At 70.3% G+C, this 16,255-nt stretch carries 12 protein-coding genes, 1 tRNA gene and 1 pseudogene; 8 read left to right on the top strand and 6 right to left on the bottom strand.

From position 1 onward, the window contains the following. Positions 1–108: 108 nt before the first annotated feature. Both LBC97_10385 and LBC97_10380 read right to left on the bottom strand, forming a co-directional pair. Positions 109–1,182 (bottom strand): annotated as a pseudogene (locus LBC97_10385) (inositol-3-phosphate synthase). Next, positions 1,182–1,826 (bottom strand): PadR family transcriptional regulator, encoded by a 645-nt coding sequence (locus LBC97_10380; protein ID MDR2566439.1) that lies wholly within the window; start codon positions 1,824–1,826, stop codon positions 1,182–1,184. The pseudogene LBC97_10385 and the gene LBC97_10380 overlap by 1 nt, the downstream one beginning before the upstream one ends. Positions 1,827–2,170: 344 nt before the next feature. On the opposite strand from LBC97_10380, the gene LBC97_10375 reads away from it, so the two are divergent. Both LBC97_10375 and LBC97_10370 read left to right on the top strand, forming a co-directional pair. Continuing rightward, positions 2,171–2,995, top strand: coding sequence for a DUF5926 family protein (locus LBC97_10375; protein ID MDR2566438.1), 825 nt, complete (start codon positions 2,171–2,173; stop codon positions 2,993–2,995). 126 nt (positions 2,996–3,121) lie between these two features. After that, positions 3,122–3,952 (top strand): glycosyltransferase family 2 protein, encoded by an 831-nt coding sequence (locus LBC97_10370; GenBank protein MDR2566437.1) that lies wholly within the window; start codon positions 3,122–3,124, stop codon positions 3,950–3,952. Between the two features lie 10 nt (positions 3,953–3,962). Here the strand turns inward: LBC97_10370 and LBC97_10365 are convergent, their stop codons facing one another. After that, entirely contained in the window at positions 3,963–6,290 is a 2,328-nt protein-coding gene (locus LBC97_10365; protein ID MDR2566436.1) for a hypothetical protein, read from the bottom strand. 56 nt (positions 6,291–6,346) lie between these two features. On the opposite strand from LBC97_10365, the gene pheA reads away from it, so the two are divergent. After that, positions 6,347–7,318 (top strand): prephenate dehydratase, encoded by a 972-nt coding sequence (gene pheA, locus LBC97_10360; GenBank protein MDR2566435.1) that lies wholly within the window; start codon positions 6,347–6,349, stop codon positions 7,316–7,318. Positions 7,319–7,425: 107 nt separating this feature from the next. Here the strand turns inward: pheA and LBC97_10355 are convergent, their stop codons facing one another. Then, positions 7,426–8,508 carry a hypothetical protein gene (locus LBC97_10355; GenBank protein ID MDR2566434.1) on the bottom strand — a complete coding sequence of 361 codons (1,083 nt, stop codon included), beginning with the start codon at positions 8,506–8,508 and terminating at the stop codon, positions 7,426–7,428. A gap of 141 nt (positions 8,509–8,649) precedes the next feature. Between LBC97_10355 and serS the strand changes: the two genes are divergently transcribed. Genes serS through LBC97_10335 form a run of 4 tightly spaced genes read left to right on the top strand, consistent with a single transcriptional unit; the run spans position 8,650 to position 13,658 of the window. After that, a complete protein-coding gene (serS, locus tag LBC97_10350) occupies positions 8,650–9,933 on the top strand; it encodes a serine--tRNA ligase (protein MDR2566433.1) in 1,284 nt (427 codons plus the stop codon). Positions 9,934–9,950: 17 nt separating this feature from the next. Then, positions 9,951–10,748, top strand: coding sequence for a Cof-type HAD-IIB family hydrolase (locus LBC97_10345; GenBank protein ID MDR2566432.1), 798 nt, complete (start codon positions 9,951–9,953; stop codon positions 10,746–10,748). 23 nt (positions 10,749–10,771) lie between these two features. Continuing rightward, the gene (locus tag LBC97_10340) at positions 10,772–11,614 is read left to right on the top strand and encodes a fumarylacetoacetate hydrolase family protein (GenBank protein ID MDR2566431.1); all 843 of its coding nucleotides are present in this window, start codon (positions 10,772–10,774) and stop codon (positions 11,612–11,614) included. 31 nt (positions 11,615–11,645) lie between these two features. Further along, the gene (locus LBC97_10335; GenBank protein MDR2566430.1) at positions 11,646–13,658 is read left to right on the top strand and encodes a hypothetical protein; all 2,013 of its coding nucleotides are present in this window, start codon (positions 11,646–11,648) and stop codon (positions 13,656–13,658) included. 155 nt (positions 13,659–13,813) lie between these two features. Here the strand turns inward: LBC97_10335 and LBC97_10330 are convergent, their stop codons facing one another. Next, the gene (locus LBC97_10330) at positions 13,814–14,644 is read right to left on the bottom strand and encodes an SOS response-associated peptidase (protein ID MDR2566429.1); all 831 of its coding nucleotides are present in this window, start codon (positions 14,642–14,644) and stop codon (positions 13,814–13,816) included. A 185-nt stretch (positions 14,645–14,829) separates the two neighbouring features. Continuing rightward, positions 14,830–14,903, bottom strand: a tRNA-Gly gene (locus tag LBC97_10325). Between the two features lie 160 nt (positions 14,904–15,063). Here LBC97_10325 and LBC97_10320 point away from each other — a divergent pair. Next, positions 15,064–16,044: an energy-coupling factor ABC transporter permease gene (locus LBC97_10320; GenBank protein ID MDR2566428.1), complete on the top strand. Its 981-nt coding sequence runs from the start codon at positions 15,064–15,066 to the stop codon at positions 16,042–16,044. Positions 16,045–16,255: the final 211 nt, after the last annotated feature.

Below are 16,255 nucleotides of genomic sequence, written 5' to 3'. Positions count from 1 at the left end.
CGGCAAACTGTGACGCAGGCCACTAACAACGGGCCAGCATATGGACGGCAAGCGGAGTCCCGCCCAAACGCCAGGCGGGCGGGCGGCTGAGCCGCCGCGCGGCTAACGTTGCAGGTCGCCCCGGATGAACGCCTCGACCATTTCGCGGCCTTCGCGGTCCTCGTGCTGGACCGGGGGCGACTTGAAGAAGTAGGTCGACGGGCTGGTCACGGCACCGCCAATCCCCCGGTCTTTGGCTATCTTGGCCGCCCTGAGGGCGTCGATGATGATGCCGGCGGAGTTCGGCGAGTCCCACACTTCCAGCTTGTACTCAAGGTTCAACGGCACTTCGCCGAAGGCCCGCCCTTCAAGGCGCACAAACGCCCATTTCCTGTCGTCCAGCCAGGCCACGTAGTCAGACGGCCCAATGTGGATGTCGCGCTCCGGCAACTGATGGGAGACGTTGGAGGTGACCGCCTGCGTCTTGGAGATCTTCTTTGACTCCAGCCGCTCACGCTCAAGCATGTTCTTGAAGTCCATGTTGCCGCCAACGTTGAGTTGGTAGGTCCGGTCCATCACCACGCCGCGGTCCTCGAACAGCCGGGCCAGCACCCGGTGGGTGATCGTGGCGCCGACCTGCGATTTGATGTCGTCTCCCACGATCGGCACGCCCGCGGCCTCAAACTTGGCCGCCCAGACGGGATCCGAGGCGATGAACACCGGCAAGGCGTTGACAAAGGCGACCCCGGCGTCGATGGCGCACTGGGCGTAGTACTTGTCGGCCGCCTCGCTGCCCACGGGCAGGTAGCTGACCAGCACGTCAACCTGCTTGTCCCGCAATTCTTGGACCACGTCGACCGGTTCGGCGCCCGATTCGTCGATCGTCAGCCGGTAGTACTTGCCCAGGCCGTCAAAGGTCGGCCCGCGCTTGACCTCGACGCCCTTGAACGGCACGTCCGCGATCTTGATGGTGTTGTTCTGGCTCGCGCCGATCGCCTGGGACAGGTCCAGGCCGACTTTGGCCGCGTCCACGTCGAAAGCGGTGACGAACTCGACGTCGCGGATGTGGTACGGGCCGAACTGGACGTGCATCAGACCGGGCACGGTCGAATCCGGATCTGCGTCCCTGTAGAACTCGACGCCCTGGACCAGCGATGCGGCACAGTTTCCGACGCCGGCGATGGCGACCCGGATGGGGCTCATTAGTGCTCCTTCTTTGTTGGTTTGTCACTAGCGGTGGGGCCAATGCCGACAGTCACGGCGGCATCGGCGGATGAAAAAACGCGGGTCTGGGCGCGACGGGCGCCGCGCTCCTGGTCAATCAGGTCCTCGAGCCAGCGCACCTCGCGTTCGACCTGCTCAAGCGTGTGGCGCTGCAACTCGTTGGTGTACGAGTCGGCTGGCCTTCCCCGCTTGATGGCGGTGGTGATGCCGTCAAGGCGTTCCGCCATCCGCGCGCGGCGGCCCTCTAGAATTCGGAGCCTGGTGTCCACGTCGGTCTGGGCGAACAGAGCGAAGCGGACGTCGAAGTTCTCGTCCTCCCAGGAGGCGGGACCGGCTTCCCCCAGGAGCGACTCCAGTTGCGCCGCGCCCGCCTGGGTTAGCTGATAAACGATCCGCCCGCGCCGCGAGGCTCCGACAGCGGAGGCGTCCGAGTCCTCATCCGAGGAGTTGATCAGTCCTTTCGCGGCCAGCCCCTTGAGGCACGGATAGAGGCTCCCGTAGGAGAAGGGGCGCAGCAGCCCAAGCATCTCGTTGAGGCGCTTCCGCAGTTGGTAGCCGTGCATCGGCGCGGAATGCAGCAAGCCCAGGATGGCGAGTTCCAGAACTCGCGACCGGTTGCGCACGGACTACACCTCGATTCGGACGGACTTGGGGGCCAACAGAAGGGCGATACATCGATTCGATACATCTCAAGATTAGGTCGAATCAATGTCTTGGTCAAACCTATCGGAAAACCGGCGCGCCCCCACAGGCCCCGGGGCCCGTTCCATCATCCGGGCGCCAGCCCCGCCCGCCGCGCGGGGACGACCGCGCGGGTGGCCCGCCCGGCACCCACCGCCCGGCCCATTCCCGGCCCATTCCCGGCCCCTTCCCGGCCCCTTCCCGGCCGGCCCCCGCTCACTGGTGCGGGGCTGGGTGCGCGCGGACGGCATCGGCGGCCGGCGGGCCTTGGGTACGCTCTATGGCTATGGCGAAAAACCCGACGACTTACGTTGCCCGCCCTTTGGCCGGCTTGCCGCTCGAAGCCGAACTGGTGGCCATGCGGGAGATCCTGCCCGCCGCTGTGGCCACCGCCACGTTGGCCGAATCCCAGGGGGGCGGACCGGTCCACTTCGTCACCCTGGCGCCCGGCATGGCGCGCGGGTACAAGCGGGCGGACGGCGTCCCGGTGGTGGCGCTGCAGCCGTCGCATCCCTCCGACGACGTGGCCCAGGACCTTGGCAACGCGTTAGTCGCGGCGCTCGCGGCGGAGCCGAAGACGGCCGCCAAACCCGCGCCGTTGGGCGACCCGGGTCCGCGGCTGCCGGACCTGCTGGACCCGGCCGGACCGGTCAGCTTCGAGTTGAAAGACTCATTCGAGTACTGGACCGAACTCGACCCGGAGGACAAGACCCTGGCCGACACGGCCGTCCGGCTCGCGGAGGAGATCACTCCGACCGAGGCGGTCGGCGAAGTCGCGGGCGCCTACTGGGCGCAGCTCAACGGCCGCGAGTATTTGCGCTGGTCGCTGGGGCTCGAAGAGGAGCAACTGCTGGACGCCCTGGCGAGGCTCCAAGCCAAACGGGAGGCGGGCGTGATCGACGGCGCCAAGTACACCGGCGCTTTCAGGACAATGGGCGTGGTCATCCCCGTGTGGGAGTTGCCGCGCGGCGTCAAGGCCGCAGAGTTGGCCGAGCCGTTGGCCCAGTTCAAAGAACGCCTCGATCAGGCGGTCGCGGCCGACCAGCCCCTCGACGCGGCCGAGCGCCGGTCCCGCGCCGGACTGGTGGCGCGGTTCCTGACTCTGCGCTGACCTTTGCGCTGACCGCGAACGGCCAAGCGGCGGGACGGGCGTCACCGACGCCGCTACCAAACCTTTAAGCTCTCAGGGATAATATTTGGCGATGATGTTGCCCTCGGGAGTTCTAAAGTGGTCGGAGTGAGCGGACCGTTGTCCCCCCTTGAACCAGTCGCCGCAGCGCAGCGAGTCGCTGTCGTCATCCCCGCCAAGAACGAGTCCGGCCGCATCGCGGCGACGGTCACCAGCGCGAAGACCATTCCCAGAGTCGACTTGGTCCTGGTGGTGGACGACGGCTCGCAGGACCAGACCAGGCGCAAGGCCCAAGACGCCGGAGCCGTGGTGGTCAGGCATTCGCACAACCGGGGCAAGGCGGCCGCCATGGAGACGGGAGCGGCCATTGTCGCCATGCGGGACGTGGAGGGCGACCCGCCCCGGCTGCTCCTGTTCCTTGACGCGGACTTGGGCGACACGGCGGCGGGCGCGGCGCCCCTGATCCGGCCCGTGGCGGACGGCGAAGTCGACTTCACCGTCGCCGTGCTGCCCCCGCAGGTCGGGGCGGCGGGATTCGGCGCGGTGGTCCGACTGGCCCGCAAAGGCATTGCCAAGGCGACCGGCTTCACCGCCCGCGCCCCGCTCAGCGGCCAACGCTGCCTGACACGGGAGGCCTATGAGGAGGCGACCCCGTTGGCGCACGGCTGGGGCGTTGAGACGGCCATGACGATCGACCTGCTCCGCAAGGGTTTCAGCGTCGAAGAGGTGGAGTGCGACCTGCGGCACCGCCCCTCGGGGCGCACGGTCCGCGGCGCCGGCCACCGAGCCGCCCAATACCGGGACGTGATGCTGGCGCTGGCTGCCCGCGGGGTCAAGATCGCGTTCTGGTCGGCGGGGCATGGCCTCAAGCGGATGACCCGCCGGGGGCGTCCGCCCGTGCGTCCGCCCGGCCACGAGGAGGCTGCGGACTCGCGCTAGAAGGCACCGGTCATCGCCTACCGCTCTTCAAGTGCCGATATCTCGAACTTTTGTTCCGCAATAGCCGGGGCGGGTCTCCCAATCCGGCGCTCAGCAGCGGGCCGGCCACGGCCAGCCCGGTCACCGCAACCACCAGCCCCGAATCGTTGACCAGCGAGCCGAGCGCCCAGGCGGTGACCAACCCGGCCACGGTCGGCCGGAGCAGCGCCGCGCCAGTCCAGGTCTTGGTCCTGAGCGCGTCGAAAGCCCCGCGTCGCCCCAAGTAGACGCAAAGCAGGAGGCCGACAGCCAACCCGGCCGCCGGTCCTACCGACAGCCGCAGCCAGGTCAGCCCCTTGCGCGCCAGCACCTCGCCCAGGCCGCCGGTCGTCAAAGTCTCCACGAACCCGCCCAGGTGCGTCCACCGACCCGGCCCGCGCAGATAGTCCAGCCACGCCGCTGCGCCCGCCGCCGCGAGGCCCGCCGCAGCCGCGGCCGTCACCCATTTCCAGTTCACCCGCACGTCCGCCGCCAGCACCGCCATGACCACAAACGCGCCGACGATGCCGACCGCGCCGCCCAGGTCAGCCCCCCAGTTCGGGTTCGCGTCGAGGAGCAGCACAATCAATCCGACCGCTCCTATCGGCATGGCCGCGCCCAGCCGCTTCCCTTTGGCCCAAGCCGGGGCGGCCAGCAGCGCGCAGGCCAGGAGCGCGCCCGTCACCAAGACCGCGAAAAGCGTGTTCGAGTAGCCGTAAAGCCGGCCGGCCAGCAAAGTCGAATAACCGAGGGGGGCGTCCCTGGTGAAAATGCGCCCCACGAACGGATCAGCCATCACCACCCCGGCCGAGGCCAGCCCAATGATCGCCGGCGCAAACAGCGGCGAGGCACGCCCGGCGCCCGGCCAGTGCCGTTGCACGGCGGCTGTCACCACGGCCACTCCAAGCGCGATCAGGGCCGCGATTGCCGCCCACGCCAACAAGGGGAGGCCGGCCCGCCACCAGGGCGCCGCATTCGCCGCGAGCCCGGCCGCCGGAAAAGCCCCGGCCGCAAGGGCCGACGCCCGAATCAGGGCCTGTCCCCGCCGAGCCGCGCGCCGTCCCGGCCGCCGAGCCGCGTTGACCATGGGGCCGAACAGGCCGAAGGCCGCCACCACCATGGTCACCGTCCAGGCGGCCGGACCCCAGCGGCGCGCCATGACCGCGTGCCGGTCCAGGTCCGCCAAGCGCGCGCCGACCTGGGCCGCGTCCGGCAACGCGGGTCCGGCTCGCCAGGGGTCGACCGGGCCGATCGGCGCCGGCGCCAGCGACGCCTCCAGCACTTGCGTCAAGTCCGTGACCAGCGCGAGTCCCGCAGTCTTGGTGGCGTTCGATTCGACCAGGCGCGGCCCGGCGGAATCCGAGCCGGGTTGGCCCGGCCGCCAGTCGAGGGCCACCCCCAGGGCGGGATTGGCCCAGTCGGCCAGCGACGCGACCACGATCCGGGCCGATCCGGCCGCGCCTGCGGCGGCTTCGGCGGCCTCTACGGCCGCGCCGATCCGGGCGTCGAGTTGGTCGGGGCCCATCGTCTTGGCGCGCGAGCCCACATCCACCACCAGCAACCCGGCCCCGTCCGCCAGCGCTTGGCTGACTGCGGCCCGCAACCCGGAAACCGAGGCGGGCGCCGATTGGTAGGCGGCCTCGACCTGGCCGGCACCGTCCGCCAGCGCCAAAGCCGCGCCGGGGCCGATCGCGCTGGCGGAGATGTCCGCCTCCGCCAACCAGGCGGCCAGGCGGCCAATCTGGTCGACGGTGCCCGCCGCACGGGCGGCCTCGGTCAGGTCCTCCCAAGCGGGGATGGCCCCCCGGACCGGTTCGGCCAACTCCCGGCAGCCCGATCCGTCCACCCCTTTGAGGTCGGACAGAACGCCCGGCGCGACCTCCCCGATCCGACTGCCCGCCCCGACCGCGAGCCAGCCCTCGACCGGGCAGGCGCCGACGCGAACGGAACGGTTCAGGAGCCCCGCCGCTCCGGCCCCGTCCTCAAGCCGCCCCCAAATCGCGGGTGTCGCCGCAGGCGAAACGTCTTCCCAGCTCAGACCAGTCGTACCGATCAGAACCACAGGCCCGGCGCCGTCCGCGCCCTCCCACGGCTCGGCGGCGGCGGCCCCCGGTGCCAGCCCCCAGCTCAAAGCCCCGACCAAACCGAGCCCCAAAGCCAACGCGGGGCCGGAGACGCGGCCGCCCGGACGGCATCGCCCAAAAACGGGGACGGTACCTTTTTCCGCGCACTGTTCGGGAACGAGGGCTTGGCCGGCGCCGCCCGCGCTCGGGCGCGAAATGGGCGCCATCCCCACGGCGCGGCGGCGGACGAGTCTCACGCGACTCACCCTAACGACTATGCTGCCTGCGACGATCCAACATCCGGGAGCCCTCCATGACTGTGCCAGATTCCGCGCCGCGCTACGCCTACCTCGGGCCGGCGGGGACGTTCACCGAGGAGGCGCTGCACCGCGTGGCGAGCGCCGAATCCGCGCACCTGCTGCCGCAGATCGACGTGATCAGCGCGATTGACCGGGTGCGCGAAGGCGCGGCGGACTACGCGGTGGTGGCGATCGAAAACTCGGTGGAGGGCGGCGTCACGGCGGTGCTGGACGCCCTGGCGGAAGGCGAGCCGCTAGTCATCACCAAGGAAATCTTGGTGCCGGTGTCCTTCACGCTGGCCGCGCTTCCGGGGACTGGGATTGACCAGGTCAAACGCATCGCGGCGCACCCGCACGCCTGGGCGCAGTGCCGGCAGTGGGCGCACCGGCGGCTGCCGGGGGCGACCCATGTGGTGGCCACCTCCAACACTTCGGGGGCGGCTTTGCTGGCCAGGGTGGGGGCCGGGGAGGTGGCGCCGGACCTGTTGGACTTCGACGCCGCGTTGGTGCCGCCCGCCGCCGTTGAGCACTACAACTTGGCGGTGCTGGCCAGCGGCGTGGCGGACAATCCGAGCGCGGTGACCCGGTTCGTCCTGGTGCAGCGGCCGGGCCGGGTGCCGGAGCCCACCGGCGCGGACAAGACCACGTTGACGGTGGCTCTGCCGGACGAACGCGCCGGGGCCCTGCTGGAACTGTTGGAGCAGTTCTCCACTCGCGGCATCAACCTGACCCGGATCGAGTCCCGCCCGTCCGGCGACGCGCTGGGCCGCTACCTGTTCTCCATCGACGCCGAGGCCCACGTCGCCGAGCCCCGGATGGCGGAGGCCCTGGTCGGCTTGCACCGTTTCTCCCCCCGCGTCCGCTACCTGGGCTCCTACCCCAAAGCCGACTTTGTGCCCACCCGCCTGCGCCCCGGCACCGAAGCCGCCGATTACGCCAGCGCCCGAGACTGGGTCCACGCCGTCCAGTCCGGCAATTCAGTCTGACGGCCCTTACCCGGGCTCGGCGCCAGACCGTCCGTACCGCTGACTTGGGACGATGCCGTGTGGCGAGGCGGCGGCATCGGGCAGCGTTGCACGGGGCGCGGCCGTGGTCAGTTGGCGACTCGGACGCACAGGGCGAGGTGCTCCACCCAGGCGTGCAGGCCGGCGGCGCGTCCGACCAACTCTCCGTCGATCTGGATTAACTGGTCGGACTCGCAGGCCACGCGGAACGACTGCGCCTGGCGGTAGACCATGCGGCCGGACGCCCACGCGGGCGTGAAGCGGATGCCGACCGAGTGCAGCACCACTTGAAAGGCGAGGGCGGCCCAGCCGACCAGGCCGTGCCGGGTCTCCGCCATGGCGAGATCCAGTTTCCCGTCCGCGATGTCCGCGTCCGGGACCAGATTGAGGCGGGCGGGCAGCAGACCGCAGTTGCCAAACATGACCGAGCGGGCCAAGACCGGGCGGATGCCGTGGTCGCCGTGGAGGCGCACGCGGACCGGTTTGTCGGCCAGGTGGTTGAAGCCGGAGATGAAGTACGCGGACCAGCCAAGCCGCCGCTTGAGGCCCGAATCGGCGCCGGAGACCAAAGCGGCGTCGAAGCCGAGCCCGGAGATGACAAGGAAAACCTCGTGGTCAATCACCACCTCGCCGTCGGCTTTCCAAGCGGACAACCGGCCCACGTCGATTTGGCGCCGCAAACCTGTCAACGCCACCTCCAGCGCCTCACGACTGGAGATGAGCGGCAATTTGAGGTTGCGGGCCAGCAGATTCGCGGTGCCCAACGGCACAATTCCCATCGGCACGGCCGTGCCGGCGAGCCCTTGGGCCACCGCGCGCACGGTGCCGTCCCCCCCGGCCGCCACAACCGTGCGCACGCCCGGCTCCCTCGCCGCCGCCGCGGCCTGTGCCGTGCCCGGCGACTCGATGGTGGTTTCCAGCCAAAGGGGTTCGCCCAGGCCCAACTCCTCGCACATCGCGTAGGCCGCGGCTTTGAAGTCGGCGTAGCCGTTCTTTGACGGATTGGCGACAATGGCGACCCGCTCCAACTGACCGGAGTCGCGCCTTAGTTGCGTGGTCCTCGCCAGGGTCCGCTGGATCCGGCGCAGCCGGACGTAGGCGACCAGCGCGGCGATCCCGCCGGCCAGGCCGACCACCCCGCCCAGGACCGCCAGCCATTCGTACCACGACACCCCCCAATTGTGCCGTCCCTGGGCAACCCCGTCACCTTGGCCGCTGGCGGCCTCGAGGGCGCGGGCCGGCGAGCATCTGGGGACGGCCGGGCGACCGTCCGGCGACTGTCCGGGCCAGGCATGAACGGTAGGCTCAATAGAGTGATTGACCTCAAGGCCTTGCGCCAGGACCCTGATGTGGCGCGGGCATCGCAGCGGGCGAGGGGCGCCGATCCGGCGCTGGTGGACGCCATCCTCGAAGCCGACCAAGCCCACCGGGAGGCGCTGGTGCGGTTTGAGACCGCGCGCGCGGAGCAGAAAGCCCTCGGCAAACTGGTCGCCAAAGCGGCCGGGGCGGACAAGAAGGCCATGGTGGCCCAGGCGCAGGCCATGGCGTCTCAGGTCAAACAAGCGAGCGCGGAGTTGGAAGCCGCCGAGTCAAACCTCAGCCAGACAGCCCTCATGCTCCCGAACCTGGTCGAAGAAGGCGCGCCAGCGGGCGGCGAGGACAAGTTCGTGGTGATCCGCGAATCGGGCACCAGGCCGGACTTCGACAAGGCCGGTTTCACCCCCAAACCGCATGACGAACTGGGCGAGTCTCTCGGGATAATCGACACCGCCCGGGGCGCGAAAGTGGCCGGGTCCAGGTTCTATTACCTCAAAGGCGCTGGGGCGCGGCTGGAGCTCGCCCTTCTGGGACGGGCCTTGGACCTGGCGGTGGAGTTGGGCTTCACCCCGATGATCACCCCCACGCTGGTCCGCCCAGACGTCATGGAGGGCACCGGTTTCCTGGGCGAACACGCCGATGAGGTCTACTTCCTCCCGGCTGACGACTTGTACCTGACCGGCACCTCCGAGGTCGCGTTGGCGGGTTACCACAAGGACGAGATCCTGGATTTGAGCGCCGGGCCGCTCCGCTACGCGGGCTGGTCGGCTTGCTACCGCCGCGAGGCCGGCTCCTACGGGAAGGACACCAAGGGCATTTTCCGGGTCCACCAATTCCACAAGGTGGAGATGTTCGCGTACGTCCGGCCCGAGGACGCCTCAGCCGAGCACCAGCGTTTGCTCCAGTTCGAGGAGCGCATGTTGTCCGATGCCGCCATCCCCTACCGTGTGATCGACGTACCGGCAGGTGATTTGGGCACGTCCGCAGCCCGCAAGTTCGACTGCGAGGCCTGGATTCCCAGCCAGGGGCGGTACCGGGAGATGACCTCGACCTCCAACTGCACCACGTTCCAGGCGCGCCGCCTGAACATCCGCGAGCGGACCGAGGAGGGCTCCACCCGGCCGGTCGCCACGCTCAACGGCACCTTCGCCACCACGCGCTGGCTGGTCGCGATCCTGGAGAACCACCAGCAGGCGGACGGCTCGGTCGTGATCCCGGAGAAACTGCGGCCGGGCATGGGCGGCCTCTCGGTCATCGAACCGGGCGGGGGGACCGCTTGAGCTCAGCCACCCGGACCATGGCTCCCGAAATCCTGTTGGCCGTCGACATCGACGGCACTTTGCTGACCTGGGACGGCGAGCTGTTCGCGTCTACCGAGAGGGCCATCAAGCGCGCCCTGGCCGCGCCCGCAATCGAATTCGTCCTGGCTACAGGCCGCTCGGTTCATTCGACGGTCGGGATCGCCCGCCGAATCGGCGTTGAGAGCGGCTTGGCGGTCTGCTGCAATGGATCGGTCACCATCCGGTTCGATCCGCGCCTGCCGGGCGGCTGGGAGTTGGTCCATGTGGTGACGTTCGACCCGGCGCCGGCCATCGCCGCGATCAGGCGGCGCCTTCCCCACGCCCGCATGGCCGTTGAAGACCTGGGGCGTGGTTTCAAGGTCACGGCCCATTTCCCAGCCGGGGAGTTGGACGGCGAGGTCCGCGTGGTCAGCGACCAGGCGCTCTCCGACGGTCCGGTCACCCGCGTGATCTTGCGGGACACGGAGTTATCGCTCGAAGAACTTCACGCGGTGGTCGAAGAGACCAAGCTGCCGGATGTCACCTATGCGGTCGGCTGGACCGGGTGGGTCGACCTCAACCCGCCGGGGGTGTCCAAAGCCTCCGCGTTGGAGGCCATCAGGGCCGAACTGGGAATTGAGCCGCGCCGTACCGTGGCGATCGGCGACGGCGGCAACGACATCACCATGTTGCAGTGGGCGGGGCGCGGCGTGGCCATGGGAGGGTCGCGCTGGGATGTGGTGGCCGCCGCCGACGAAGAAACCGGCCGCATCGACCAAGATGGGCTGGCCAGCGTGATCGATTCGCTCCTTTAGAACAACGATTGGATGAATGACCCATGCGACTGGCGACTTTGAGGACGGGGGCAGCGGGCGAGCAGACCACCGCCGCGCGGATCGAAGACGATGAGGCGGTCTTGTTGGATCAGTTCGCGGACGTGGGCGCAGTCTTGGCGGCGGGGGCGCTGGACGCCGTGGCCACCGCGCCGGGTCAGCGCGTCAAATTGGGCCAAGCCCGGTTCGCCCCCGTTGTTCCCCAGCCGGGCAAGATCCTGTGCGTCGGCATGAACTACCGGGCCCATGTCCGCGAGATGGGCCGCGCCGCGCCGCCCCATCCAGCGCTTTTCGCCAAATGGAAGGAGGCGCTGATCGGAGCGGGCGAGCCGATCCTGCTCCCGCCCGAATCCAAACAGGTCGATTGGGAGGGAGAGTTGGCCGTCGTGGTGGGCAAGCGCCTGCGGCGGGCCGATCTGTTGGAGGCGGCGGACGGGATTGGCGGATACACGCTCATGTGCGACACCTCAATGCGGGACTGGCAATACCGAAGTTCCCAATGGACGCAGGGTAAGACCTGGGAAAAGTCCACGCCGTTGGGGCCGTGGTTGGCCACCCCGGACGAACTCGCCGCCAACGCGGAATTGACGACCAAAGTCGACGGTTTGGAAGTCCAGCGCGCCAGGATCGCGGACTTGGTGGTCGGTCCGGCGGGGTTGCTCGCGTACATTTCCACCTTCATCACGTTGGAGCCGGGCGACGTGGTCGGCACCGGCACACCGGCCGGCGTGGGCCACGCCAAGCAGCCGCCGGTTTACCTCAAACCGGGCCAGGAGATCGAAATAGCGGTCACTGGTTTAGGCGTATTGCGCTCTTCTGTCGCCAACGAGACCATTCCTGGTCCATGATTGTCAGATGGTCCAATTAGGGTCAGGTCAAGTGAACGCCAGCGCCCCCGCACTTGACCAGAGCTTGTCGGCGGCAGAGCTCACCGAACTCGCCGCCGACAGCCCCGACCTTCAGGTGCGCGTGGCGTGGCATCGCAACGTCGATTTGCCCCTGCTCGAATGGTTGCGGGACAACGGCGGGGCCCCGGCCGCGCGGGTCGCTCGCGTGCGTTTGGCCGCCCGCGCCATCAATTCGGCGCGGGACGCGGAAGAGTCTGCCGACTCCGCCGCGACGCTGACCGCGACCAGCGACGGCGAAAGCCGCCCGGCAAGCGGCATCAGCCCCGTTGAAGCGTCCGAGGCCGCCGGGGAGCCCCCCGTCAGCCTGACGCCGGTGCCCGGCCCCGTCGAACCAGTCTCAACCAGGCCCGGCGCCCCGGCACCCGCCCGCCGGCCGCCTTTGGGCACCGGCCCGGCAAGGCCCGGCGCCCCGGCGCCTGTCGCCAAACCGCCCGCCGATGCCGCAAAGGTCGCCCCGGCCGAACCCGTCACGTCGCCACCCGCCCGCAAGCCGCCCGCCGACGCCGCGCCCGCAAGGCTCCGCGTCCCAGCGCCCGCCCGCAAGCCGCCCGCCGATGCCGCAGGTGCCGCCCCGGAAGAACCCGCCGGTTCGCCGACCGCCGACGCCGCGCCCGCAAGGCTCCGCGTCCCGCCGCCTATCCGCAAGCCGCCCGCCGATGCGACCCTTGCCGTCACCGCCGCACCTGGCGTGCCCGCCGTCGGCGGGGATCGCGCCTCTGCCAAACCGGGCGGCCCAGGCTCATCAGCTGAGGCGCCGCTCGACCAGGAGCGTGCCGCCGCGAAAGCCGCGGACTCGGTGGCCACCCCGCCATCCGGCCTGCTGAGCCCAATCAGGTCGGTGCTCAGCGGTGAGCCGCTGCCCAGGCGCCGTAAGGCCGCCCGCCCGCGCGCATCCGATGCCCGGTCGCTGGCGGACCGCATCCCGCACGCCGTGGCGCCCGCCCGTTCCCAGCCGTCCACGGACGCCGATGAGGCCACCGCCGCACGGCAGACCACGCGGCCCGCGCCGTCGCGCCGGCCCGCGGCCCTGGGCACTCAGGCGGTAAGCGCCGCCGCGCAAGAGCAGGCCGCCCCCGCGCCGACTGCGGCGCCCGAAGCCTCGCCACAGGCCACGGATCCGCAGACTCGGTCGCCGCGCGCCGTGCAAGACGACCCAGGCGCCGCGACAGCGGCTGGTCCCGAATCTCGTTTGGCCGCGGCGCCCCGCCACGCCGCCAAGGAACCCTCCGAGCCTGCCCCGTTGCCTCGGATCATTCGTTCGGCCGAGCCCGCGGTCCGGATGGACATCGATCCCGTCCTGGGCGACGTGCGCACGCCGTGGCCTCCCCCCTCGCTGCTTGAGCCCGCAACTCCGGCCTCGCCGCCGGTCGAACCGGCACGGCGAGCGCCAGAACCCGAAACCCGCGCAAGGGCCATGCCCGCTTCGGCCGCGCCCGCGCGGACAGCGCCTGGCCGCGCGGCCCCGGCGCGCGTTGACGCCACAAGGGCCGCACCCGTGCAGCCAAAACCCGGCCCGAAGGCCCGCGAGGACGTTCCGGCCAAACGATCCGCGCCAGCGCGAGCCACGTCTGATCCTGATTCCTTGGACAAGACCGACCCCGTGGGGATCGCGCCAATCCGGGCGGAGCTCGTGGGGCAACCCGTGCCGGCGCTCCGGGCCCCCGGCGGTGCCCCGGAGCAGGTCGGCAAGCCCGCGCGGACAACCGTGTCCAGGCCCTCCCCGGCCGCCGTCGCCAAGCCCGCGCCCGCGAGGCCGCGCCAAGGCGTGGACGACCCGACGGGACCGGGCAGGGACCAGCTTGATCGGCCCGCCCCACCGCGTTTTGGCCCGGCGTTGACCACCCTGTTGATCTTGGCGGTGGCTCTGCTGGTGGCTTGCGTTGTGGTGGGCGCTTTGATGGTGGGAGGCGCCATTTCCACGGCGGTCGGCGTTGGCGGCGGGGCGGCGCCGACCTGGGCCGCGACCGGCGCGCTGTTGACCTGACTCTTCCGCAGCCGCCTTCAGACGGCGACGTGTCCCGCAGGCGTTGGCGGAGCCGACTCCGGCCGGTTGACCTGACTGGTCCACAGCTGCCTCCAGACGGCGAAACGCGTCCCGCTGGCGGGGCGGACGTCAGCGGATGCGCTCCAGCCCGGTCGTCAGAGCAGCCGTCCGGCGGCTGGGTTGATCAAGTGAGGGCCGTTGTTGCGGACCGACCCGACGGCGCGGCTCACCTCGCGGGGAATCAACTCGGGATCTGGGATGGATTCGATCAGCGCGTTGACCGCTGCGGGCGCGTTCAGGTCGGGGCTCAGCCACGCCTCCCACAGCTCCGGCGGCACCACCAGCGGCATCCGGTCGTGGATCCCGCCCAGCGAGTCGGTGGCCGCGCGGGTCACCACTGTGAAGGTGACCAGCGGTTCCGGGCGAACGCTTGGGTCTTCGGATTGGACCAGCGGGTCGGATGGCGGCAGCCACCATTCATAGAGCCCCGCCATGGCGATGATCCCCTCATCCTCGGGGTGAAGAAAGAACGGCGTCTTGCCGCCGTGTCCGGAGGCCTGCCACTCGAAGTATCCGGCGGCCGGGATCAAAGCCCTCCGCGACTTGGCCGCGCTCCTGAAGGACGGCTTGACCGTGATCGTTTCGGAGCGGGCGTTGATCAGCCGGGACCCGATTGACGGGTCTTTGGCCCATGAGGGCACCAGGCCCCAACGGGCGCCGCGAAGCTCACGCGGATGGGATGGACCGGGGTCCTGGCGGCCCAGCCGGCCGGCGCGCGCCTCGGAGCCGTCCTCGCCGAGCCCGCTCAGGGTTTCGGCCGCCGGACCGGAATCCGGCGCGGTCGCCTGGGCCAATTCGCGGACCATGGGCACCTGGTTGGTCGGCGCGACATTCCAAGACGGAGCCGGCAATTCGGTGATCCGGTCGGCGTCGAACACGCCCGCAAGTTCGGCGGGATCAAAGTAGCTGACAAACCTTCCGCACATGCCCGTCAAGGGTAGCGACGGCGGCGCACGGGCGAACTCCCGGAGAGGCATTCGGCGCTTCCGTGGTGCCCGACGACGGTCACAACTCAGCCCCTTCGGCGTCCCGGCAGGACCGCGAGCGCCCCGGCGGCGAACCCTCAGGCCGCACGGCCCGGCCGCGTTTGCGCTGGTCAACCGGATTTCAATGGAGCGGGCGACGGGAATCGAACCCGCACTGGCAGCTTGGGAAGCTGCTGTTCTGCCATTGAACTACGCCCGCGCAGCCCTACGAGCATACCGAATCCGTCCGCCCGCCCCGTGCCAGCATGCGGCCTTCGACTTCCGGGCGCTTTGTGCCCCGACGCCCGTCTGAGGTGGGTAAGCTCCATACTGGAGCGGCGCCGAAGGTGCCAACCGACAACTCGCACATAGGAGTGACAATGCACGTGCCAGATCATTTCTTGAACGACCCGACTTCCGCCGTGACCGGCGCGCTGGCCGTTGGAGCGCTCGCCCTTGCGGTGCGCAACTCGCGCCGGGCGTCCGCGGCCTGGACCGATCCGGCCGACCGGGGCGAAAGCCCCGCCCTGATGTCCGTCAAGGACCGGGGCGGCGCGCCCGCCTTCGCGGCCACCTCTGCGTTGGTGTTCGGTCTGCAGATGCTGAATTTCCCCGTCGCCTCCGGCACCAGCGGGCACCTGTTGGGAGGTGCGCTCGCGGCGGCCCTGTTGGGGCCGGCGCGCGGGATCCTGGCGGTCAGCGCGGTGCTGGTGGTGCAGGCGTTGGCGTTCGCGGACGGCGGGTTGAGCGCGCTTGGGACCAACATCCTGTTGATGGCGGTGGTCGCGACCTTGACGGGTTGGGCCATGGAACGGGCGCGGCCGCGCAACGCGGCCGGGATTGGCGCGGTGGCCGCCCTGGGCGGAGCCGTCAGCGTGCCCGTCACCGCCGCCGTGTTCACTTTGCTGTACGCGGTGGGCGGGACGGTCGCCGTGCCGTTTGCCTCGCTGGCTGGATCAATGCTCGGCGTGCACGCGCTGGTGGGCTTGGGCGAGGGCTTGATCACCGGCTTGGTGGTCGGCCTTGTGGCGTCCTGGGCACCCGGTTTCGCGGCCATTGACGCGCGTCCGGCCGCCGGGCGTCCGGCCGTTTTCGCTCTGGGCGGGCTCGCCGTGGCGGCTGCCGCCCTGCTTTCGCCGCTGGCCTCCTCCGCCCCCGATGGCCTTGAGTCCGCCGCCGCAACGGTTGGATTCGCCGATGCCGCCCGGTCGCACGCCTTTGACGCCAGCCCGCTGGCCGACTACGGCTCGGCCACAGGCCTGAGCGTGGGACTGGTCGGCTTGATCGGCCTGGTTGTCTGCGCCGCGTTGGCCTTGGCCGCTGCGCCCCTGCTGCGCCCCAGCCGACTCGTCGCCGCGTAAACGGACTCCGCCCGGTCCACGGGCCCACAGGTGCCCCGGGCGTCCGGCGCGTCCCGCGTCAGACTTGCCGCAGGCGGCCGCTCGGCCCGCGCCCGCCCGGCGCTCGACAGACCGCTGGTTCGCCAAGCCGAAGGGCGAGCTCAGTTTCGACATGCCGGCGAGACGCGAGTGGGACAAAGGTCCGGCCGGGGGGCGATTTTGTGTAGACTTT

This window comes from Bifidobacteriaceae bacterium, assembly GCA_031281585.1.
Taxonomy (GTDB): domain Bacteria; phylum Actinomycetota; class Actinomycetes; order Actinomycetales; family WQXJ01; genus JAIRTF01.
This window is presented reverse-complemented; position numbering and strand designations above follow the sequence as displayed.

What these genes read in the sequence shown, in the direction of transcription:
- LBC97_10375 (MDR2566438.1), top strand. Translation starts at nt 2,171, where the DNA reads ATGGCGAAAAACCCGACGACTTACGTTGCCCGCCCTTTGGCCGGCTTG.
- pheA (MDR2566435.1), top strand. Translation starts at nt 6,347, where the DNA reads ATGACTGTGCCAGATTCCGCGCCGCGCTACGCCTACCTCGGGCCGGCG.
- LBC97_10345 (MDR2566432.1), top strand. Translation starts at nt 9,951, where the DNA reads ATGGCTCCCGAAATCCTGTTGGCCGTCGACATCGACGGCACTTTGCTG.
- LBC97_10340 (MDR2566431.1), top strand. Translation starts at nt 10,772, where the DNA reads ATGCGACTGGCGACTTTGAGGACGGGGGCAGCGGGCGAGCAGACCACC.
- LBC97_10330 (MDR2566429.1), bottom strand. Translation starts at nt 14,644, where the DNA reads ATGTGCGGAAGGTTTGTCAGCTACTTTGATCCCGCCGAACTTGCGGGC.
- LBC97_10320 (MDR2566428.1), top strand. Translation starts at nt 15,064, where the DNA reads ATGCACGTGCCAGATCATTTCTTGAACGACCCGACTTCCGCCGTGACC.